The sequence below is a fragment of the Streptomyces sp. NPDC037203 genome (assembly GCF_055605065.1).
Map to the genome: position 1 here is coordinate 32493 of NZ_JBVJUC010000017.1, position 20340 is coordinate 52832.

Below are 20340 nucleotides of genomic sequence, written 5' to 3' on the forward strand. Positions count from 1 at the left end.
TGGCTCTTTCCCCCCAAGCCCCATCCCCCCCCCCCCCCCCCTCCCCCCCCCCCCCCCCCCCCCCCCTCTCCCACCCCCCCCCCCCCCCCCCCCCCCCCCCGCCGCCGTCGTGGGGCGGGGCGCGGACCGCAGCCAGAAGTCCCGCGCGGGAGCGAGGTCCCGTGCCTCGATCCAGCGGGCGTAGTCGCGTACGTCGGGACGCCGGTCGCCGCCCGGCAGCGCGCCGTCCGCGAGATAGGCGCGGCAGAACTCCGCCACGAGCAGGCGCACGCTCCAGGTGTCCAGCAGCGCCAGATGGTAGGTCAGCAGCACCCGTGTGGAGCGCGGGGCCGCACCGCCGTCCCCCGGACCGTCGAACAGCGTGATCCGCACCGGCCCCGGAGAGCGCGGATCGAGCCCGCGGAGCCGGTCGCGGGCGAGGTCGTCGGAGTGGTCCGCGCCCCGGTACGGCAGCCGCGCCACCTGCGGCACGACCCGGTCGTGGATGGTGATCGCGGGGTCGGGGCCGTGGTCGAAGGCGGCCCGCAGGACGGCTTCCCGGTCGAAGACGGACTGCCAGGCGGCCGTGAACCGGGTGACGTCCAGCGGCCCGTGCCAGACCCAGCCGAGCTGTTCGATCTGCCGTCCGCTGCCGGGGTGCGCGTCGGCGTCGGCCAGGATCTCGCGCTGCAGCGGGCTGGCGGCGACGGTGGTGGTCGTGGCGGGCACGGTGCCGGTGCTCCCGGCCAGCTCCCCGAGGACGCCGTGCAGGAGGTCCAGGAGCCGGGCGGCGGACTCCTCGGTGACGCCGTCGCGGGCGGCGGGCAGCCAGTCGAGCCCGACGCACAGCCGGCCGCCGCGAAGGCGCGCACCGGCGTCCAGCGCGTACCCGGCGGCGGTGCCCGGCGGCCGTCCGGCCGAGCGGACCCGCGTGTCCGGGGTGAAGCGCACCAGGACCGGTACGGGTTCGCGCAGGGCGAGCCGGAGCGCCGCGTCGGGGGCGTGCTCCCGGCACGCGCCGAACGCGCCGCGTCCCACGGCGCCGAGGCTCGCGGCGACCCTGCCGACGAACTGGTGCGCGCTCTCGCCGCGGCCGCCCGCCAGCAGCACCGGCTCGGTCTCGGCGAGCACCCCCACCGTCCGGGCGAGCGCCGGTCCGCCCTGGCGCCCGTCGACGCACACGTCGAAGGAGGCGCACTCGGTGCCCCGCCAGCGGATCAGGGCCAACCCCATGGCGCCGGTGAGCAGTTGGGCCGGGGTGAGGCCGAAACGGCGCGGCAGGGCGCCGGTCAGCCGCCGGGTGGCCGCACGGCCCAGGACGAAGCCGGGATGGCGGCGCGGTCCAGAGTCCGGCAGCGGGGCGCGGGGGCGCAGTGCGCGGGTGGCGGCGCGCCCCTCGGCGACGGTGCGCCAGTGCTCGGTCTCGCGGGCGTCGGAGGCCACCGCGGGCTGCGCTGCGGCCCAGTCCGGGTACCGCACCTCCTCGGCCGGGAGTTCCTCCTCGGGCCGGGCCAGCGCGGCCCGCAGATCGGCCATGAGGATGTCCAGCGATGCCTCGTCGGCGACGAGTTCGTGGGCGATCAGCACGAGCCTGCGCCGCTTGCGCAGCAGCAGGGCGCGCAGCGTGGCCCCGGTCGCCGGGTCCAGCAGCCGGGCCGCGTCGGCGACGGCCTCCCGCTCGCGGGCGCGCGGAATGTCGCGGCTGTCCGTGCGCCCGGCCGCGTATCCGAGCGGCACCGTGCGCATGCCGCCACCCGCCGTGACGTCGATCCGGGCGCCGAGCAGCGGGTGCGCCCGGACCACGGCCCGAAGGGCGGCGTCCACGGCGGCCGGGTCGAGCGGCTCGGCGGTGTTCAGCGCGCGGAAGCGGTGGTGGTCCGGGGCGTCCCCGGCCCGCCGGACCAGGTCGAGCTGGGCCGGCGCGAGCGGGACGGCCGGCCGGTCGCGGGCGGTGAGCAGGTCCGCGACCAGCCCGGCCGGGAAGGCGTCGGGGCACTCGTACGAGTCGCCGGCGGGCGGCTCGATGTGCAGCAGGTGATGGTCGGGCCCGAGCCGTCGCAGGCTGTGCCGCCAGGGCCGGCCGCCGGGCAGACGCGTCGCGACGTGGTCGAGCACGGCCGCCACCCGGCCGGCCGCCAGCGGGCCCCGGATCTCCAGCACGGGCGGGGCACCGGACGGCGTCCGCTCGGGACCGATGACCACGGTCATCGGCGCGTCGGGGCGGCGTTCGGCAATGGCACGGCCGTCGGACATCGGCATCCGGGGCGAGGCCCCTCCCCCTCCTCACGTGCACAACTCTGGCAGCGAAACAGATTCGCCCTGCTCAGCACGGTAGCGGCGGGTACGCGAGGCGCCGGATTCCTCCAGCGTTCCTGAAGCGCTCCGCATGCGACTCTCAGCCGGGCCGGCCTCGGCGGCACCGCACGGGGGGTCAGTAGGGGCCGGCGAATCCGGCCATGACGTTCCGTATCCGCGGCACGTCACCGCCGGCCACCCCCAGGACCTCCAGGCAGGCCCGGACCACGGTCTCCGCGCCGGGGTTGAACGCGTTCTCCAGGGGCCAGGACACGGGCGCGGGACAGTCCGGCGGTGTCACCCGGCGCACGGGCGCCTTCAGGGCGCCGGGCACGTTCTCCGCCACGACCGCGGCCACCTCGGCGGTGAAGCCGTAGCGCGCCCAGCTGGTGTCCGCCACGACGAGGTGCCCCGTCTTCGCGACGGAGGCGCAGATCAGGGCGTCGTCCAGCGGCCGGATGCTGCGGACGTCCACGACCTCGGCGCTGATGCCCCGAGCCGCGAGGACGCCGGCGGCTCGTTCGGCCTCGTGCACCATGAGGGACGCGGCGACGATCGTCACGTCGTCGCCCGCGCGGACGACCCGGCCCTTGCCGAACGGCACGGCGACGGGCTCGGACGGCACCTCGCCCCGGAGGTCGTACAGTCCGCGGTTCTCCAGCAGGACGACCGGTGTGTCGCCCTGGAGGGCCGTGACCAGCAGGCCCTTGGCGTCCGCCGGGCTGGCCGGGGTGGCGACGTGCAGGCCGGGGAAGTGCCCGAAGAGGGACTGCAGACTCTGCGAATGGGTGGCGCCCTGCCCCCAGCCGCGGCCGACGACGCCACGGGAGACGACGGGCACGCCCCGCTTGCCGCCGTACATGTAGCGCCACTTGGCGGCCAGGTTGATGAGGGCGTCCATGGCCAGGAACATGAAGTCGTCGCGCGTGTGGACGACCAGCGGGCGCAGGCCCATGGTGGCCGCGCCGATCGCGATGCCGGCGAAGGCGTTCTCCCCGTTGGGTATGTCGATCACTCTGGCGCTGCCGAAGCGGGCGAATGCCTCGCCGGTGGTGCCGTACACCCCTTTGTAGTCGTCGACGCTCTGGCCGGCCAGGACGACGGCCGGGTCGGCCTCCATGCACTGGACCGTGGCCTCGCTGATGGCCTGGCTGTAGGTGAGGGACCTCATTGCTGCGCTTCCTCCTTCGGACCGGCGCCCGTCAGTCGGCGTGTGTGCCGCGGTCGCCGTAGGTGCCGACGAGCAGGTCCTCGACACGGGGAAATGGGGCTGCCTCGGCCGCCGCGATCGCGGCGTGCGTCTCCGCGCGGAACTCCCGCTCCCAGGCGGTGATCCGCTCGTCCACGTCCGGGTCGGCACCCCGCAGGGCGTCGGCGGCCCGGCGGATGGGACAGCGTTTCGTCCAGGACAGCACCTCGTCCGGGCGGCGGCCGCCGCACTCGTGGTCCCAGCCGGGGCCGACGTGCTCGCGCCACCGGTAGGTGTCCAGTTCCAGGAAATAGGGGCCGGTGCCCGAGCGGCAGTGCTCGACGGCCGTCACCGCGGCGGCGTGCACCGCCGCGACGTCGTTGCCGTCGACGCGGGCCGCCGGGATGCCGTAGCCGCGGGCCCGCCCGCTGATGCTCGTGCCGGGGGGCTGGCGCGCGGCCAGTGGCGAGGAGAGCGAGTACTGGTTGTTCTCGCACACGTAGACCACCGGGAGCCGGTGCAGCGCGGCGAAGTTCAGCGATTCGTGGAAGACGCCCTCCTCGGAGGCGCCGTCGCCGAAGAAGGTGACGGCCACCCTGGGCGCCTCCTGCCGGGCGAACGCCCAGGCCGCTCCGGTGGCCACGGAGATCATCTCGCCGAGGATCGCGGAGGAGGCACCGAACCCGGCGGCCTCGTCGACGAGGTGCACCGAGCCGCCGCGGCCCGCGGCACAGCCGGTCTCCCGGCCGTACAGCTCGGCCACCATGGCGCCAAGACCGCCTCCCTTGGCGAGGTAGTGGGCGTGGCAGCGGTGGCCGCTGTAGACGACGTCCTCGGTGCGCAGTGCGGCGCACACCCCGACGGCCACGGCCTCCTGGCCGATGGACAGATGGACGGGGGTGCGCATCTGCTGTTCGTCGCGGTAGACGTCGGCGATCTCTTCCTCGATGCACCGGATGCGGACCATGCTGCGCAGCAACTTCCTTATTTCCACGGGGGGTTCCTCACTGTCGGGCTGGATCCTGCCGGGGCGCGGCCGCCGTCGGCCGCCTCGCGCCCGACCGGCCTCGGTGCGCCTGCTCGCGGGCTCGGGGCCGGACCCGGATCCGGCCGGGCTCGGCGGCGATCGAGGCGAGGAGCAGTTCCCAGAACGCGGCGATCCGCCGCTCCGCGAGCCACCGCGGATCGCCCACGGCGAGCACCCGGAGGCCCACGGTCACCGCCACGACCGCCTTCGCGGCGTCGCCCGGCGAGACACCGGAAGCCAACTGGCCCTCCGCCTTGGCCCGGTGCAGCGTCTGGTCGACCCACTCGTGCCAGATGTGCAGCATCCGGGCCTCGGGGCCGAGCGCGTGCTGCGAACCCAGCTCGAAACCGGCGCGTACGACGATGTCGTCCAGGAAGCTGCCCAGCAGTCCGTAGGTCGCGTCGACGACGGCCTGGAGCGCACCCGTCTCGGCGCCGTGCGCGGGCTGGACGAGCCTGCGGACCGCGTCGGCGGCCTGGTCCTCCACCGCTCGGGCGAGCGCCTTCTTGTTCTCGAAGTGGAAGTGCAGCGCGCCGTTGCTGACACCGGCCCGTTTGCTGATCGCCGCGAGGGACGACGGCACGTACCCCTCTTCCGCGAACACCGCGGCGGCGGCCCGGAGCAACGACGTTCTCGTGCGAACCGCACGTTCCTGCATGGCCATTCGAGTTCTCCTGCGGCCGGCGAGCGACGACGTGGCTCGGGCGCTGTGGTGGTGCGTGCGGTGGGTGTGGGTCATCGGGGCGGATCGCCGTGCGTGCGGGACGGCAGGTCCGCGGGCTGCTCCGCCGCCCCGGCGCTCCGGCGCCGGAAGACGACGCCGGCGGCGCCCGCGGCGCCCGTCACGGCGGTCTCGCGTACGGGAGGGGTGCGCGCGCCGGTGGCCTCGCGGTACGCGCGCCGCGGCGGCGGCCTGTCCGGCCGTCGTCCCCGCCGGTGACCGCTCCGTCCCGCGCGTCGGCGTCCGGGTTCCGCCCCCTGGGACCGGGCATCGGTGGACGTTCCGGACCACGCCCGCTCCACCATCGACACGCCAGTTCCTTCCGTCCGTCCGTACCCGTGCGCGGACACCGACCTCGCGAGGCTAGCAAACCGTCCATGCGGTTTAAAGTGAGCACGCGGCACGGCCGCCCCGGATGTACGGGCCGTGCGGGTTCAGCGCCAGCTGTGGGGCGCCCGGTACACCCGGCCCGTGTCCCAGCCGGACCTGGGGGCGGTCCCCGGGCGTTCGGACCGGCGCGCGGACCGGCGGCCGGCGAGGTCTGCCAGCCGGGACAGCAACGTCACGGTGACCGCGGCGAGTTCCTCACTGGTGGCCTGCCCCCGCTCCACCCGCAGCACCGCCCGCGGGTGCCCTGGACCATTGCCCATGGTGGCCTCCTCACCTTTGCGACCACGCTGGTGCCGGAAGATCGAGAATGGCTCGGGCACCGCTCGACAAGAAGCGGCGCAAGGACACCATCAGGGGGAACGACATGGGTACGCTGGCAGGCAAGACGGCCCTGGTCACAGGGGCGGGACGGGGCATAGGCCGGGGCATCGCCCGCCGCCTGGCGGCGGACGGCGCGCTGGTCGCCGTCCACTACCGGGCCGACGAGACCGCGGCACGCGAGACCGTCGCGATGATCACGGACAGCGGTGGTCGCGCCGTCATGGTGCACGCCCCGCTCGGCGTGCCCGACGACGCGCGGCACCTGTACGAGCGATTCGACGCGGCGCTGAGGGAGCAGGGCGCGGAACCGGCCCTCGACATCCTGGTCAACAACGCGGGGACCAACACACGGGGCTCGGTGTCCGATGTGACGCCGCCGGACTTCGACGAGCTGATGGCCCTGCACGCCAAGGCGCCGCTTTTCCTCGTCCAGCACGCGCTGGGCCGGCTGCGCGACGGCGGACGGATCGTCAACATCAGTTCCGCCGCGACCAGGGTGGCCCTTCCCGAGTCCATCGCCTACTGCATGGCGAAGGCGGCCGTCGAGGCCATGACGCGCGCGCTGGCCAAGGACCTGGGCCGGCGCGGCATCACGGTGAACGCCGTGGCGCCCGGATTCGTGAAGACGGACATGAACGCCGGGCGCTGGGCGACCCCCGAGGGCGAGGCCGCGCACGCGGCCCTCTCGGTCTTCCGGCGCATGGGAGAGACCGCGGACATCGCCGACATCGTCGCCTTCCTCGCCTCGGACGACTCCCGGTGGATCACCGGTCAGTGCCTGGACGCCTCGGGCGGCGGGGGCCTGTAGGACCTCCGCAAGGAGGTGGGCGAGGGCCTCGGCAAAGATCCTGGACAAGGACTGATCGGGGCCCTGATCCGCCGGGCGCGCCGCCGGTGAACCGGTTCCCCGGTTCCGGTTCCCCGGTCCGGGGAACCGGCGGCCGGCGGTTCAGCTCGACAGCGAGGCCAGCCCGTCCGGCTGCGCCGCCATCGCCTCCAGCTCGGCGACGACGCGGGCCCCCCGGTCCGGGGCGGTGTCCAGCCGCACCAGCACCGAGGGCACCGCCACGGCCGGGAGGACGTGCCGGAACAGCGCGGAGGCACGCTGCTCGATGTCCGCCCAGTTCGTCTGCAACTGGGAGAGGAGCTGGATGCCGTGGAAGGAGCCGAGGACGCATTCGGCGGTCTCGGCCGGCTCGATGTGGCCCAGGACCTCCCCGTTCCGCTTCGCCTGCTCAAGGAGCGAGGCCGAGAAGGCGATCCAGGTGGGGAAGGCGCTGCCGTGCTGCTCGCTCCCGGTGTGCTCCGCCGAGAGCCGGGCGCCCGCGCGCAGCACGGGGTCCCGCGGCAGCTGGTGCGCCAGCGTCATGCCCGCGTCCACCCATTCCTGGAGCTTGAGCTGCTGCGGAACGAGCTGCTGCGGCACCTGGGCCTCCAGGATGCCGCGGGCAAGCGCTTCCTTGGAGGGAAAGTGGAAGTACAGGGCGCCCTTGGTCAGGCCGGCCACCTTGAGAATGTCCGCCACGGTCGCGGCGGCGTACCCGTGCTCGGCGAATACCGTGGCTGCCGCTTCGAGAACCGCGCGGCGGGTCCGGATCGCCCGTTCCTGCTGTGCCACGGAACACCTCCTGCGTACCTGTTGGGTTCGGCCCACCCCGAGGGGAAGGAAAAAGAAACCGCCTGCGACGAATCTTACAGACCCGCGGACCGGCCCCCTTACCGGAAGTAGGGGGAAAGCCCGGACTTCGCCGGGCACCTGTCCCGCGGAAGGGGTCGGCAAACAGCGCGGACGGCGTGATTCCGGATACTCTCCGGCGACCGGACCCGCAGGCCGCGCCCGTCAGCCGCCGGTGACGGGGTGGTCGAACCCCGCTCCGGTTCCCCCGGCGCCGGGACCCGCGCGGTGCGCGGCGGCAGCCTCCGCGTCGAGGGCGTGCAGCAGCCGCTCGTCGATCGCGTCGAGGGAGCGCACCACGTGCCGTACCCCCGCCTGGCGCATCGCCTCCGCCTGGAAGCCGTGTGCGAAGGGGCTCGGGTGCCCGATGAAGGCCGCGCCGAGCGAGCGCGCGGTCTCGGCGACGCGGGCCACGTCGTCGATGAACAGCGCCTGGTCGAAACGGACCCCGACGATATCGCGGGTGATCTCCTTGACACCGGGCCGGAAGCCGTCGGTGCACACATAGCCGGGTGCGTCGAAGTACCCGGCGAGGCCGCCCAGGTGCCGGTCGAAGTGCGACCGGTCGAGCCCTCCATAGCAGACCACCGTCACGCCCAGGTCCCGGAGCCGGGCGAGCAGCCGCTGCGCGCCGTCGAGGACCCGGACCGGGTGGTCCCGGAGGTAGGCCTCCCGCTCCGCGAAATAGGCCGCCAGCAGTTCCTCGGGGCTCGCCTGCCAGCCACAGCCGGCCGCCGCGGCGGCTGCCGCGGTCCGCTGCGGCTGGGAGAACAGAGCGCGTTCCAGTTCGGCGGTGTAGCGGCCGCCCCGGCCGACCACGAAGCGGTGGATGACCGGGCTGAACGTGTCGTTCAGGAGCACCCCGTCGATGTTCACCGCAACCAGCCGCAGATGCCGTGCCGTCATGCCGCGGCTCCGGGCACCAGCACGACCGGCAGTGCGACATGCCCGCTGGAGATGAAGGACTCGCGCACCGCGAGTTCCGCCTCCGGCACCGCCGCCGCCATCCGGGGATAGCGCGCGAACAGCGACTCCAGGGCGATCGAGGCCTCCAGCCGGGCCAGCGGCCGGCCGACGCAGTGGTGGACGCCGTAACCGAAGGGGACGTGGTCCCGGCGGCTCGGCCGGGCCACGTCGAACTGGTCGGCGTCCGCGCCGTGCCGGTGCGGGCAGCGGGCTGCCGCGGCCAGGGAGAGCAGGATGGGATCGCCCTTCGGGATCGTGACCCCGCCGACCTCGATGTCCTCGACCGCGAAACGGAACGGGACATTGGCGACGACGGGTTGATGGCGCAGCGTTTCGTCGATGACGCTGTCCCAGGTGGCCTCGCCGCCGAGGACCAGCGCCAGTTGGGCGGGGTGGGTGATCAGCCCGTGCACGGCCTGGTCGATGAGATTGACGGTGGTCTCCGTACCCGCGCCGATGAGCAGCAGCAGGGTGTCGACGAGTTCCTTCTCGCTCAGCCCCTCTCCCCCGTCCTCGTCCCGCGCCGCTATCAGTTCGCTGGTGAGGTCGGTGCCGGGGGCGCTGCGCCGGGCGGCCACCAGTTCCGTCAGCAGTGCGTACAGCTCGTACTGGTTGGCACGGGCCTCCTCGGGCTCGGCTGTCGTCTTGAACAGCACGTCGACCATGCGCTGGAGGTCGGCGTGGAGGTCCTCCGGCAGCCCCAGCGTCTCGCCCATGACGAGCACCGACAGGGGGCGGGCGAACTCGTTGCGCACGTCGACGGCCGTACCGGGGGGCACCGCGGCCAGGCCGTCCAGCAGCCGCGCGGTGATCCGCTCCACCCGCGGCCGCAGGTCGGCGGTGCGGCGCGCGGTGAACGCGCCGGCCACCAGGCGGCGCAGCCGGGCGTGTTCCTCGCCGTACGCGGTCAGCATGTTGCGCACCGACACCCACATGGACATCTGCCAGGACTCGTCCACCTCCCCGCCGGCCCAGGCCGGCCAGTGCCGGTAGGCGTCCTTCGAGGCGCGCGAGTCGGTCAGCAGCTGCTTGATCAGGTCGAGGTCCGTCACCGCCCACGCCGAGACACCCCCCGGCAGCACCACCCGTACGACCGGGCCGCGCTCCCGCAGCCGTGCCGCCTCCCCCGGCAGGTCACGGCCGGCCGAATCGATGACGTAGGGCGCTTCCTGACGAAGCATCACTGCCTCCTGTGGGTCGTTCATAGGGCCGACGAGCGACTGCCAGCCCCAGGACACTAAACCGGGTAGCTGGTTTTTAACAACGGCCGATAAGGCCGGTTTTCAGATGTTCACCCATGAATTAACCGGAGCCGAAGCGCCGTTCAGCTGCCCGGAGGTGCCGGGAACGACGGTCGGTCGGGAGCCCTCCGCCACCAACCCATTGAAAATCAAACCGGATAGTATGTATCTTTGGCTGCACGCTTTCGTTCACCTCAGGCGGGGAGAGGTCCATGAATGTGCACGCATTTCGCAAGCAAGACGGCGACAGCATCCGGTCGGACTGCGACACGCGACTGTCGCCGGGCGACACGTCCTGGCTGACCCCACTCACCACGACAGTGCCGCGGGAGTACGTGCACCGGGCCTCACTGGCCGAGGTCTTCCTGACCAGGTGCACCAGGATCCACGAGACGCGGTTCCTCCTCACCGGTCAGTGGCCGCGCGCGCACACCTTCTTCCTCAGCCCCGACGGCCGGCGGCACGACCCGATGCAGATAGCGGAGACGATGCGCCAGGTCGGTCTGCACCTCGCGCACGCGGAGTTCGACGTGCCGCTGGGCCACCACTTCATCATGTGGGACATGTCCTTCGTCAGCCGCGTCGAGCACCTGGACGTCGGACGGACACCCACCGATCTCGACGTGGAGGCGACCTGCGTCGACGTCGTGCGCAGGCGGGGCAAGCTCGTCGAGTTCCGCCTGGTCATCACCATCGAGCGGGACGGTCACCTCGTCGCGAACGGCGGCGGACGCTTCACGTGCATCACCGAGGCGATGTACCGGCGGCTGCGCGGCTCCGCGCCCGCCACCGCCGCCCACCAGGCCGCATCGCACCAGCCCGCCCCCCTCCCGCCGTCCGACTTCGGCAGGACGGCGCCCAGGGACGTGGTGCTCGCGCCGGGCGGGGCGCCCAACCGCTGGCGGCTCAACGCGGACACGAGCCACCCCATCCTCTTCGACCACGAGGGCGACCACGTGCCCGGAATGGTCCTCCTCGAATCCGCCCGGCAGGCCGCCTGCGCCCTGCTCCCACCGGGCTCCACGCTGATCCCCGCCACGGTCTCCACCGAGTTCAAGCGGTACGTGGAGTTCACCAGCCCGTGCTGGATCGAGGCGTCCGGGCTGGCGGTCACGGGATCGGGAACGTTCCACGCCCTGATCACCGGGCGGCAGGACGACGACGAGGTCTTCACCGCCCGGATCTCGGGCCCCGTGGTCCAGGACTGAGTGCCGGCACGGGAACGGGCAACGGAGATGACGGTGGGCTTCGCGCCCTCGCCGGTACGCCGGCCCGCGCCCCTCAGGGTCAGCCGGGGCAGGGCCGGAGGCGACGGGGGGCGCCCCCGGCCCTGGTCTGTGGGCGGGCCGGTGTGCACGGTGCGTGAGCTGCCGGGCGGCCGGCAGCCGCGTACCCGGAAGGGCGCAACGAGCGCGACTACCGCGGCCGGAGCGGGCACCCGCGTATCGGAAGCCGGCCGGCGGCCGGTACGGGTGCGGTGTGCGCCCCGGTCACCGGCGAGCCGCGGTTTCGTGACGCGCGCCGGCGTCCCGGCGGGCCAGCCGGTCCTCGATCAGCGCGCTCACGCGAGCGTTCTCCTCGACGAGGTAGAAGTGGCCTCCCGGAAACACCTGAAGCTCCGTCAGGCCGGTGGTGTGGTCTTCCCACGCCGCCGCCTCCTCGATGGAGAGCCGCGGATCGCTGTCCCCGGTCAGCACCGTGACCGGGCAGTCCAGGACGCGCCCGGATTCCCAGCGGTACTTCTCCACGGCACGGTAGTCGCTGCGGAGCGCCGGCATGACCATGTCCATGATCTCCGGGTCGCCGAGCAGCGCCGCGTGCGGACCGCCCAGCCCGCGCACCTCCGCCAGGAGATCCGCGTCCGACGCCAGGTGGAGCCGTTCGTCGCGGTCGCGGGACGGGGCCCGGCGACCGGAGACGAAGATCCGTACCGGCGCGGGCAGGCCCGCGTCGCGCATCCGCAGCGCGACCTCGTAGGCGAGGACGGCGCCCATGCTGTGCCCGAACAGCGCCAGGGGCCGGTCGTCGAGGGGGCGTATCACCTCGGAGATCCGGTCGGCGAGTTCGGGCAGGCTGTCGATGTGCGGCTCCAGGCGCCGGTCCTGCCGGCCCGGATACTGCACCGCCAGCACCTCCACCGCGGGCGAGAGCGCCCTGGACAGCGGAAAGTAGAAGCTCGAAGACCCTCCGGCGTGCGGCAGACACACGAGTCGGACAGCGCTGTCCGGCGCCGGGTGGAATCGGCGCACCCATGTTCCGAATTGCTCCGGTGCTCGAGACACGGCCAGGAATTCCTTTCAGAAACGGTCTTTCCACAGGGCCGGAACGGAGTCGCCGTCCCGGTGTCCGCCGACCTGAGAGGTGACATCACGGTCGTGCCGCGGGCATTTCCCGCTGTTTCCCGGCTCAACGCTGGCTGCCCGGACTGGAGTCCCACTGGAGTCACACCGGACATGCCGCCCGCCGCGATGCCGGCGGCCCCCTCGCGCGTACGGTCCCGGACAGGGCGGAACCGGCGGCGTCCCTCGGCGCGCACCGGCCGTGACGGCCTCGGACAGGAAGCACGCCCGGCGCCCGTCCCCCGGCACCACCGTCCGGCCCGGCCGGAAAGCCGTCGCCGCCCGCGCTCACAGCGGCAGCGTGATGCCCCGCTTCCGCATCTCCGGCGACTGCGGGCCGCCTTCGGAGCGCTCGGTCTTACGGCCCTTGCCGCCCGGCCTGAGTGTGCGGGGATCGACCGCCTCGGCGGGGGCCCCGGTGCAGTACAGCCCCTCGGGGGCGGTGTCGCGGTCGTGCGGGAGCAGCCAGAACACGCGCCGGCGGAAGGTGCCCGACGAGCGGGAGGGCTTGGCCTCCGGGCCGAGCAGCGCATAGCCGACCATGCGTCCGTCGCGGTGGTAGGCGGGTTTGCCACGCCGCGTCGGCAGCCGGTCGAGACTCTGGCGCACATAGTCGAGTGCGTCCGTGTCCTCCAGCCAGACGAATGCGGCCTCGTGGACGAGCTCGGCTTCTGTGATGAGGGCGCTCATGCTGTCTCCTCGTCGGCGACCAGTCCGCTGCCCGCGTGGTACTCGCGCTGGTTGGACAGGACCATCTCCTCGGGCGATACAGTCCGACCCGTTCACGAACCGGGCCGCGGAGGACCGGGACGAGACAGCCGGGACCTCCTCATTCTGACACCAGGCCCGGCAGGCCGCGTCAAGCCGTGCGAGACGTCAGCGACCGTTCCCGGCCCACAGTGACCGCCCGACGTTCGGTCGCTCGGCCAACGGACCGGTAAAACATCAGGTCAGGCGCCCGCGAGCGGCCGAACAGCGACCGAAGCGACTCAAACTTCCGCAACATGCCGCCCGTACGCACCGGCATGCCGCGTGTTCGGCCCCCTGTGCCGGCCCCTGAGTAGCTTCAGTAGCTGCCGCTCCCCGGAATCCCGCCGTGGCCTGGCCCTTTCACGGAGCGACCGAGCCACGCCCGGTCGCTGCCCCGCCCTCCCCCACGCGGCGAGAGAACCGTTCAAGAGCGGCTTGAGGTTCCTGTTCCCTGCCGCAGCCGTCGGGTTCACTGACCCAATGGAGTCCACCTCGATGACCCGACGCGCCTTCCGGCCGCAGCGGTCCGACGGCCCCGAAGGCAGCACTCCCCGATCCGCCCGGCCCGCGCACCGCGACCGCTGCGCGTCGCCCCACTGGCACACCGGTCACCCCACCGTCCGGCCCGGCGACGCCCGCCCTGCCGAACGGCTGCTGCGCTCCACCACCGTGGCCCCGGCCGCGTACCCTGCCCTGCTCCACGCGGCCCGCGTCCTGCTGCACAACGGCGTCCCCGACGGGGCCGCCGCCTGGTGCGCACGGCTCCACCCGCAGGCCCAGACCCCCGCGTGGGCGGCCGCGTTCCGCACCCTGCGTGCCGAAGCCCTGCTCCAGCTCGGCGACCTCGCCGCCGCCGGGCACGAAGCCGCCGCGGCACGGGACGCCATGGGGAACCGCTGCGCCTCGCTGCACCTGTGGCCCACCGCCGTACACGCGGAGGTCCTCATCACCCTGGGCCGGTTCGGCGAAGCCGCCGCCCGTCTCGACCGGGCCGAGGCTGATTCCGGCCGGTCCTGCCTGCCGTTGCTGCGCGCGCGTGGCCGGCTCCAGCTCGCCACGCACCGCCGCCAGGAAGCCCTCGGCACGTTCCTGGCCGCCGCCCGCCTGGCCCGCCGGCGCGGCTGCGGCTGGCTGCCGTACGTGCCCTGGCGCATCGACATCGCCGAAACGCTGCTGTGCTGCGGCCGGCCGGGCCAGGCCCGCGCCCTGCTCACCGAGGAACTCGCCGTCCCCGCCGCCGGCCCCCGGCACCGGGCTGTCACCCTGCGCCTGCTCGCCGCCACCGACACCCCCGACCAGCGCGTGCGCACCCTCGCCGCTGCCGTCGGCGAGGCACGGCGCTGCAAGGACCGCGTCGAGCTGGCCCGTGGCCTGGCCGCGTCGGCCGACGCCCTCGACGCCCTCGGCGACACCACCGGCACCGCGTTCCTCAGGCGGGCCGCCGACCTGGCGGCCGACTGCGGTCTGCCGTCCGCCGCCTTCACGTCCGCGACGCCCGCCGAGCCCGCTCGGACGCGGCCGACGCGCGGGCGTGCCAAGCCGGTTGGGAGCGCCTACGCCGTCTCCTCGGCGGCGACCAGTCCGATGCCCGGATAGTACTTGCGCTGGTTGGACAGGATCATCTCCTTGGGCGATGCCAGGCCGACCAGCTCACGGACCCGCGCCGCGAAGGCGCGGGAGGAGACGGCCGGGGCCTCCTCGTTCTGGCACCAGGCCCGGTAGGCCGCGTACAGCTGGGTCTGTTCCGCTCTCAGACCCGGCTCGATCGTGCAGGACTCGCCGAGGAACCGGCCGGTGTGGTCCTCGGTCTCCGCGTAGGCGGTGGTGGCGATCCGGACCCGCTCCGGCCCCGTGAGGTCCTTCTCCCCGCTCAGGTAGCGCCGTGCGCCCACGATCAGCCAGTTGAGGATGCCGGGGCCTTCCTCGGTGACGAGGATGTCGGCGAGGTTGTCGACTTTCCGGTCGTCGGGAACGACGCGTTCGAACGGGATGAGGCGCAGCCGGCGCCAGAACGCGAAGCCGCCGGTGCCCACTTCGGGCCGGTGGTTGCCCAGCAGCCACAGCTTGTGGGTGGGCCGGAAACTGAAGAAGTCCTGCCGCATCCGCCGCGCCTTGATCCGGTCCCCGCCCGTCAGCAGCTTCACACGGGCCTCGTCGAACCGGTCCCCCGGCTTCACCTCGCTGCACACGACCACCCGACGGCCGTGCAACTCGGCCAGATCCGTGGGATGCCCCTCGTACGGCCGGGCCATCAGGAATCCCGGAGGCGCGGCATCGGCGTAGTCACCGAGGAGCTTCATCAGCACATCCAGCAGCACCGACTTGCCATTCTTGCCCGAACCGAAGAGGAACGGCATCACCTGCGCGCCCACGTCACCCGTGATCGAATACCCCAGCAGCAACTGGAGGAAGCCGATCATCTCCTGGCCCTCGGCGCCCTCTCCGAAGGTGTCGGTCAGGAACCGGACCCACCGAGGCGTCGGCACCGCCTCCGGAGCCACAGCCGTGGAACAGGAATGGAAATCCCGGTCCGGATGAGACGTACGGGTCTGCCCCGTGCGCAGGTCGACGATGCCCGCCGGGGTGCACAGCGCGTAGGGATCGGCGTCCAGTAACGCCGCGTTGAGCACCATGCCGGGCGCGGACTTCGCCTGCGTCAGCATCGCGTTCATCCCGCTCGTGCTCAGCGCGCGCCGCCGGTGCCGCTGCAACGCCGCCGCACTGTGGACGCCCCGCGGATCGGTGCTGGCGAGCAACTCGGCCAGATCCCCGGCAGCCCACAGGACGGTGTCGTCCTCGTCCACCTGCCACCGCGTGCCGTCCCACCGGAACCAGCCCAGACCGGGAACGTGCCGGTAGTCGTCCGCGTAGAGACTCACGAACAACTTGGCATTGCCCCGATCGCTCAACGTGTCCGGCAACAATCCGTCGGCGGTGGCCTCCCCCGCCTGAAGACCGTCCCCGCCCACCGAACGCACCGCGGTCACGGGCCGGGCCAGTGTCCGCGGCGCGGCCGCCCCCGCGTCGAAGACGGCGTTGCCGCGCTCACGGGTCATCGCCGGCCTCCGGGAGCCGGCGGGCGGGTACGCTCCGCGCCGAGACCGCCGCGGCCCCCCGAGCCGCCGAACCCGGCCGCTTCGGACCCGGACACGCGGACGGCCGCCCCGGTGCCCTCTGCCACGGTGCCCGGCGCGGCGATGTGGCCGCCCCGCACCCGTATGCCGATCCGCCGGGCCGGCGCCCGGCCGCCGCCCGAGCCGGAGAAGTACGTCCGGCGGTGCCCTCCCGAAGCCCGGTGCCCCGCCCGCCGGACGGCGGCAAGGCAGCGGCATGCCCGAGAAGTGGGCCGCAACTCACGGCAGTTCGCGCTGGTGCCTGCGGGCGTCTCGCGTCCCCGAGCCAGTGGATGGACCGGCCGGCCGCGACCGGCGCACCGCCGGTCGGCGGCGAGGGACCGCGAGGCGCCCGCCGCGGCGGGAACAGGCCGTGAGTCGCTGTGCGAAATCCTCAGCTCATCGGCCATGTCTTTCCCCCGTCAGCGACCGAAGCGACTCAACAACAGGAACACACTAGCGAAGCATCGACCACAGGTGGACCGGGTGCGGGAGCATTCCATTCCGCGTCCGGGGAGCGGCGGACCGGCCGGAGCTCCACACGGCGGCGGGGCCGCCTTTCCGCCACGGTTTCGGCCGCCGTACCACCGCCCCCGTACCCGAGGCGACTTGAGCGACTCTGGACCGGCGGTGGACCGGATTCCGAAAGACCGCTTCGCCACCGGCACGTCCCGCCGGGGCACCCGCCGTGCGGATGAGCGCGCCCTCGAACGGTTCTCTAGCCGCCACGCCCATAGTGACGAACGGCCCGGCAGCGTTCCTCTCGCCCTCGGCCCTCACGCACGACGTGCCGGTGGGCGCGCAGCCCACGAGACCTCTCGTCCGCCCGGCGCGACCACCTACGCCCAGTGCCCCAGGAGCGCCATGTCCAGCCCGGATACGATACTTTCCAGACCGAGCCGCACCACCGCCGCGGCAACCGGCTTCCGCCCCGACATCCAGGCCCTGCGCGCCCTGGCCGTCTCGCTCGTCGTCCTCACCCACGTATGGCCGACCCTGCTCTCCGGCGGCTTCGTCGGTGTCGACGTCTTCTTCGTCATCTCCGGCTACCTCATCAGCAGCCGGCTGGTCCGCGAGATCGAGACCACCGGCCGCATCCGGATCGCGCACTTCTACGCACGCCGGATACGCCGTCTGCTCCCCGCCGCCTGCCTGGTACTGCTCTGCGTCGTCGTCGCCGTGCGCGTCCTCGCCCCGCGCGAGAGCTGGGCCGACAACGCGCACCAGATCATGGCCAGCGCCCTGTACGCCCAGAACTGGCTGCTCGGCGCACACCCCATCGACGTCACCAAGGTCACCGCGGTGGCGAGTTACTGGTCCCTTTCGGTCGAGGAGCAGTTCTACCTGTGCTGGCCGCTGCTGCTCCTGCTGCTGTTCAAGCTGCGGGCGCCCTGGGCGCGTCTGGCGAGCGTCGCGGGCCTGGGGGTCGTCTCACTGCTCTACTGCGTCCACCTCACGGCCACCGACCCGGTCCCGGCGTACTTCATCACCCCGGTGCGCGTCTGGGAGTTCGTGCTCGGCGCGCTGATCGTGCTGGCCGAGTCGAGGCTCGCCCTGCGTACGACCGCGGCCAACGCGGCCTCGCTGCTCGGTTTCGCCGCGATCCTGGGCTCGGCGTTCCTCTTCACCGGCAGGACGCCCTTCCCCGGCTCCGCCGCCCTGGTCCCGGCCCTGGGCGCGGCCCTGGTCATCGCCGCGGGGCTCCGCTCACCGCGGCAGTGGCACACCGTGCTCACCTCGTCGAAGCCCGTCCAGGTGCTCGGCGGCATCAGCTACTCGCTGTACCTGTGGCACTGGCCGCTGCTCATGCTGGTGCCCCTCGCCATGCCGGGCAGCGCCCAGACCCTCCCCGTGCACCTGGGCATCGTGGCGGCGGCGCTGCTGCTGTCGTACGCGTCGAAGCGCCTGGTAGAGGACCCGCTCCGTACCTGGGCCCCGCTGGCGGACAGCCCCCGGCTGACCTTCGCCGCCATGGTGGTCGTCGTGGCCGCGGTCTGCCTGGCGGCCGGCACCCTGCTCTGGCCCTGACCGAAAATGTGCTGTACACCGTAGAAGGATCCTTCTACGGTGTACAGCATGTCTACTTCCCAAGGTCATCCCCAGCGCTGGGTGATCCTCGGCGTCATCTGTCTGGCCCAGCTCACCGTCCTGCTGGACAACACCGTTCTGAACGTGGCCATCCCCTCGCTGACCCGCGAGCTGCACGCGGCCACCTCGGACATCCAGTGGATGATCAACGCCTACTCCCTGGTGCAGTCCGGCCTGCTGCTCACCGCGGGCAGCGCCGCCGACCGCTACGGCCGCAAGAAAATGCTGATGATCGGTCTCGCCCTGTTCGGCATCGGCTCGCTCGTGGCCGGACTCGCGCATTCCACCACCCAGTTGATCGCCGCGCGGGCCGGCATGGGCGTGGGCGGGGCGCTGCTGCTGACCACCACGCTGGCCGTCGTGATGCAGATCTTCACGGCCGAGGAGCAGCCGAAGGCGATCGGCATCTGGAGCGCGATCAACGCACTCGGCTTCGGCGGCGGCCCGCTCATCGGCGGATTCATCCTGAACCACTTCTGGTGGGGAGCGATCTTCCTCATCAACATCCCGGTCGCGGTGCTGGCCCTGATCGCGGTGGTCGTGCTCGTACCGGAGTCCAAGAGCCCCGGCAGCGACCGCCCCGACCTGCTCGGCGCGCTGCTGTCGACCATCGGCATGGCCTCGCTGGTCTTCGCGATCATCTCCGGTCCTGGCCACGGCTGGACCTCGCCGCGCGTGCTCGGCGCGGCCGCGGTGGCGGTGCTGGTGCTCGGCACCTTCGCCTGGTGGGAGAACAAGGTCGCCGAGCCGATGCTCGACCTGCACTTCTTCCGGAACCGGCGGTTCACCGGCGCGGTCGCCGGAGCCCTGCTGCTGATGTTCGGCATGGGCGGGGCGATGTTCCTGCTGACCCAGCACCTCCAGTTCGTGCTCGGATACGGCCCGCTGGAAGCGGGACTGCGGACCGCTCCGCTCGCGGTGACGGTGATCCTGCTCAACTTCACCGGACTGTCCGCCAAGCTCTCCGGCAAGCTGGGCACACCGCTGTCCATCGTGCTCGGCATGGTGCTGATGGCCGCGGGGCTCGTCGCGATCGCCGAACTCGACTCCGGAGGGTACGTCGGAACCCTGCTGGGCCTGGTGCTGATCGGCATGGGAGCGGCGATCGCCAACCCGGCCATGGCACACGCCATCATGAGCTCCATCCCGCCGGAGAAGGCCGGTATCGGGGCCGGAGTCAACGGCACCCTCGCCGAGTTCGGCAACGGTCTCGGCGTGGCCGTACTGGGTGCCGTGCTCAGCGCCTCCGTCGCCTCGGGCAAGTCGCTGGCCTCCGGCCTGAACGCCGGCCAGCTGGTCGGAGCGGTTGCCGTGCTGGCCGGAGGATTCCTGGCGGCGGGGCTGTTGCGGCGGGCCGAACGGGTGACCGCATGACAGTCACACGCCTCTAAGGTGGGAGAACTCGGCCGTGGTCGCAAGAGGAGGAGCACCGGTGGTGGAGCAAGGTACGCGGTCGGTGCGGGCCAGTGTGTGGTTGCAGGGGGGCAAGTCCGGGCGCGGCGGACGCAGCGCCCAGCCCTCCGGCCTCGACCGGCAGCGGATCACCGATGTGACCGTGCAGATGCTGGACCACGACGGGCTGGAGAAGCTGTCCATGCGGCGGCTGGCAGCGGAGCTGAACGTCACCGCGATGTCCCTGTACTGGTACGTCGACACCAAGGACGACCTGCTCGAACTCGTCCTGGACGCCGCGTTCGGCGAGTTGCGGCTGCCCGACCCGGATGCCGCGGACGAGGACTGGCGCGACCAACTGCGCATGCTGGCCGCCGAGTACCGGGCGCTGCTCGTGCGCCACACCTGGCTGTCGCCCCTCGTGGGCCGCTTCCTCAACATCGGTCCGAACGCACTGGCTTTCTCCCGCGTGATCCTCCGGGTGGTCCGCCGGGCGGGGCTGCCCCCGCGCGGGGTGATGGGGGCCATCTCGGCGGTCTTCCAGTTCGTCTACGGCTACGGCATGACCGAGGCGCACATCTCCACCCGGATCGCGGACTCCGGGCTGAACGCCGACGAATACCACGAGCAGGCCCTGGCCATGGTGGCCGAGACTCCGGTGGCCGCCGAGGCCGTGGAGGAGTCCCGGCACCTCGTGGCGGCCCGCGGCGGGGACACGGTCAACGAGATGCTCGACCTCGACTTCGCCTACGCCCTGGACCTGCTGGTGGCGGGCATCGAGGCCATGGCCGAACGCGGCTGACCTCACTCGCGGAGCTCGCCCATGGTGAGGCACGGGGGAATGTCAGCCCCGT

The 20340-nt window shown here is 72.7% G+C and carries 17 protein-coding genes; 6 read left to right on the top strand and 11 right to left on the bottom strand.

Annotated features, from left to right (window positions below; all coding sequences use genetic code 11):
• The 5 genes from ACZ7EC_RS31210 to ACZ7EC_RS31230 all read right to left on the bottom strand — a co-directional run.
• Nucleotides 1-2238: condensation domain-containing protein (locus ACZ7EC_RS31210; protein ID WP_471068072.1), on the bottom strand; the 2238-nt coding region annotated here is incomplete at its 3' end.
• A gap of 172 nt (nucleotides 2239-2410) precedes the next feature.
• Nucleotides 2411-3445, bottom strand: coding sequence for an alpha-ketoacid dehydrogenase subunit beta (locus ACZ7EC_RS31215; RefSeq protein WP_471068075.1), 1035 nt, complete (start codon nucleotides 3443-3445; stop codon nucleotides 2411-2413).
• A gap of 31 nt (nucleotides 3446-3476) precedes the next feature.
• The gene (locus ACZ7EC_RS31220) at nucleotides 3477-4457 is read right to left on the bottom strand and encodes a thiamine pyrophosphate-dependent dehydrogenase E1 component subunit alpha (protein WP_471068078.1); all 981 of its coding nucleotides are present in this window, start codon (nucleotides 4455-4457) and stop codon (nucleotides 3477-3479) included.
• Nucleotides 4458-4467: 10 nt separating this feature from the next.
• Complete coding sequence (locus ACZ7EC_RS31225; RefSeq protein ID WP_471068081.1) at nucleotides 4468-5154, bottom strand: ScbR family autoregulator-binding transcription factor; 687 nt, start codon at nucleotides 5152-5154, stop codon at nucleotides 4468-4470.
• A gap of 491 nt (nucleotides 5155-5645) precedes the next feature.
• Complete coding sequence (locus ACZ7EC_RS31230; protein WP_182790351.1) at nucleotides 5646-5861, bottom strand: acyl-CoA carboxylase subunit epsilon; 216 nt, start codon at nucleotides 5859-5861, stop codon at nucleotides 5646-5648.
• A 104-nt stretch (nucleotides 5862-5965) separates the two neighbouring features.
• On the opposite strand from ACZ7EC_RS31230, the gene ACZ7EC_RS31235 reads away from it, so the two are divergent.
• A complete protein-coding gene (locus ACZ7EC_RS31235) occupies nucleotides 5966-6730 on the top strand; it encodes an SDR family oxidoreductase (RefSeq protein ID WP_037659236.1) in 765 nt (254 codons plus the stop codon).
• Between the two features lie 141 nt (nucleotides 6731-6871).
• On the opposite strand, the gene ACZ7EC_RS31240 is transcribed toward ACZ7EC_RS31235, so the two are convergent.
• The 3 genes from ACZ7EC_RS31240 to ACZ7EC_RS31250 all read right to left on the bottom strand — a co-directional run bounded on the left by ACZ7EC_RS31240 (nucleotide 6872) and on the right by ACZ7EC_RS31250 (nucleotide 9744).
• Nucleotides 6872-7540, bottom strand: coding sequence for a ScbR family autoregulator-binding transcription factor (locus ACZ7EC_RS31240; protein ID WP_011113163.1), 669 nt, complete (start codon nucleotides 7538-7540; stop codon nucleotides 6872-6874).
• Nucleotides 7541-7762: 222 nt separating this feature from the next.
• Nucleotides 7763-8503: an HAD family hydrolase gene (locus tag ACZ7EC_RS31245; protein ID WP_471068085.1), complete on the bottom strand. Its 741-nt coding sequence runs from the start codon at nucleotides 8501-8503 to the stop codon at nucleotides 7763-7765.
• On the bottom strand, nucleotides 8500-9744 hold the full coding sequence (locus ACZ7EC_RS31250) for a cytochrome P450 family protein (RefSeq protein WP_471068088.1): 1245 nt from the start codon (nucleotides 9742-9744) through the stop codon (nucleotides 8500-8502). Before ACZ7EC_RS31250 ends, ACZ7EC_RS31245 begins: the two co-directional genes overlap by 4 nt.
• 272 nt (nucleotides 9745-10016) lie before the next feature.
• Here ACZ7EC_RS31250 and ACZ7EC_RS31255 point away from each other — a divergent pair, with 272 nt between their 5' ends.
• Nucleotides 10017-11012: a ScbA/BarX family gamma-butyrolactone biosynthesis protein gene (locus ACZ7EC_RS31255; RefSeq protein ID WP_471068091.1), complete on the top strand. Its 996-nt coding sequence runs from the start codon at nucleotides 10017-10019 to the stop codon at nucleotides 11010-11012.
• 282 nt (nucleotides 11013-11294) lie between these two features.
• On the opposite strand, the gene ACZ7EC_RS31260 is transcribed toward ACZ7EC_RS31255, so the two are convergent.
• Nucleotides 11295-12086, bottom strand: a complete 792-nt coding sequence (locus tag ACZ7EC_RS31260) for a thioesterase II family protein (RefSeq protein ID WP_471068094.1) — start codon at nucleotides 12084-12086, stop codon at nucleotides 11295-11297.
• Between the two features lie 345 nt (nucleotides 12087-12431).
• A complete protein-coding gene (locus tag ACZ7EC_RS31265) occupies nucleotides 12432-12833 on the bottom strand; it encodes a DUF6009 family protein (protein ID WP_359381005.1) in 402 nt (133 codons plus the stop codon).
• Between the two features lie 555 nt (nucleotides 12834-13388).
• Between ACZ7EC_RS31265 and ACZ7EC_RS31270 the strand changes: the two genes are divergently transcribed.
• The gene (locus ACZ7EC_RS31270; RefSeq protein WP_471068097.1) at nucleotides 13389-14489 is read left to right on the top strand and encodes a hypothetical protein; all 1101 of its coding nucleotides are present in this window, start codon (nucleotides 13389-13391) and stop codon (nucleotides 14487-14489) included.
• Here ACZ7EC_RS31270 and ACZ7EC_RS31275 read toward each other — a convergent pair.
• Nucleotides 14447-15949, bottom strand: a complete 1503-nt coding sequence (locus tag ACZ7EC_RS31275; RefSeq protein WP_037659243.1) for a DNA primase family protein — start codon at nucleotides 15947-15949, stop codon at nucleotides 14447-14449. The two genes, ACZ7EC_RS31270 and ACZ7EC_RS31275, sit on opposite strands and share 43 nt — an antisense overlap.
• Before the next feature lie 921 nt (nucleotides 15950-16870).
• On the opposite strand from ACZ7EC_RS31275, the gene ACZ7EC_RS31280 reads away from it, so the two are divergent.
• The 3 genes from ACZ7EC_RS31280 to ACZ7EC_RS31290 are packed head-to-tail and all read left to right on the top strand — an operon-like array spanning nucleotide 16871 to nucleotide 20288.
• Nucleotides 16871-18034, top strand: coding sequence for an acyltransferase family protein (locus ACZ7EC_RS31280; protein ID WP_471068101.1), 1164 nt, complete (start codon nucleotides 16871-16873; stop codon nucleotides 18032-18034).
• Nucleotides 18035-18082: 48 nt separating this feature from the next.
• Nucleotides 18083-19468 (top strand): MFS transporter, encoded by a 1386-nt coding sequence (locus ACZ7EC_RS31285; protein ID WP_471068103.1) that lies wholly within the window; start codon nucleotides 18083-18085, stop codon nucleotides 19466-19468.
• Nucleotides 19469-19526: 58 nt separating this feature from the next.
• Complete coding sequence (locus ACZ7EC_RS31290; protein WP_471068106.1) at nucleotides 19527-20288, top strand: TetR/AcrR family transcriptional regulator; 762 nt, start codon at nucleotides 19527-19529, stop codon at nucleotides 20286-20288.
• The last annotated feature ends 52 nt before the right edge of the window (nucleotides 20289-20340 follow it).

What these genes read in the sequence shown, in the direction of transcription:
- ACZ7EC_RS31225 (WP_471068081.1), bottom strand. Translation starts at nt 5,154, where the DNA reads ATGGCCATGCAGGAACGTGCGGTTCGCACGAGAACGTCGTTGCTCCGG.
- ACZ7EC_RS31275 (WP_037659243.1), bottom strand. Translation starts at nt 15,949, where the DNA reads ATGACCCGTGAGCGCGGCAACGCCGTCTTCGACGCGGGGGCGGCCGCG.
- ACZ7EC_RS31270 (WP_471068097.1), top strand. Translation starts at nt 13,389, where the DNA reads ATGACCCGACGCGCCTTCCGGCCGCAGCGGTCCGACGGCCCCGAAGGC.
- ACZ7EC_RS31255 (WP_471068091.1), top strand. Translation starts at nt 10,017, where the DNA reads ATGAATGTGCACGCATTTCGCAAGCAAGACGGCGACAGCATCCGGTCG.
- ACZ7EC_RS31285 (WP_471068103.1), top strand. Translation starts at nt 18,083, where the DNA reads ATGTCTACTTCCCAAGGTCATCCCCAGCGCTGGGTGATCCTCGGCGTC.
- ACZ7EC_RS31280 (WP_471068101.1), top strand. Translation starts at nt 16,871, where the DNA reads ATGTCCAGCCCGGATACGATACTTTCCAGACCGAGCCGCACCACCGCC.
- ACZ7EC_RS31265 (WP_359381005.1), bottom strand. Translation starts at nt 12,833, where the DNA reads ATGAGCGCCCTCATCACAGAAGCCGAGCTCGTCCACGAGGCCGCATTC.
- ACZ7EC_RS31245 (WP_471068085.1), bottom strand. Translation starts at nt 8,503, where the DNA reads ATGACGGCACGGCATCTGCGGCTGGTTGCGGTGAACATCGACGGGGTG.
- ACZ7EC_RS31230 (WP_182790351.1), bottom strand. Translation starts at nt 5,861, where the DNA reads ATGGGCAATGGTCCAGGGCACCCGCGGGCGGTGCTGCGGGTGGAGCGG.
- ACZ7EC_RS31250 (WP_471068088.1), bottom strand. Translation starts at nt 9,744, where the DNA reads ATGCTTCGTCAGGAAGCGCCCTACGTCATCGATTCGGCCGGCCGTGAC.
- ACZ7EC_RS31235 (WP_037659236.1), top strand. Translation starts at nt 5,966, where the DNA reads ATGGGTACGCTGGCAGGCAAGACGGCCCTGGTCACAGGGGCGGGACGG.
- ACZ7EC_RS31215 (WP_471068075.1), bottom strand. Translation starts at nt 3,445, where the DNA reads ATGAGGTCCCTCACCTACAGCCAGGCCATCAGCGAGGCCACGGTCCAG.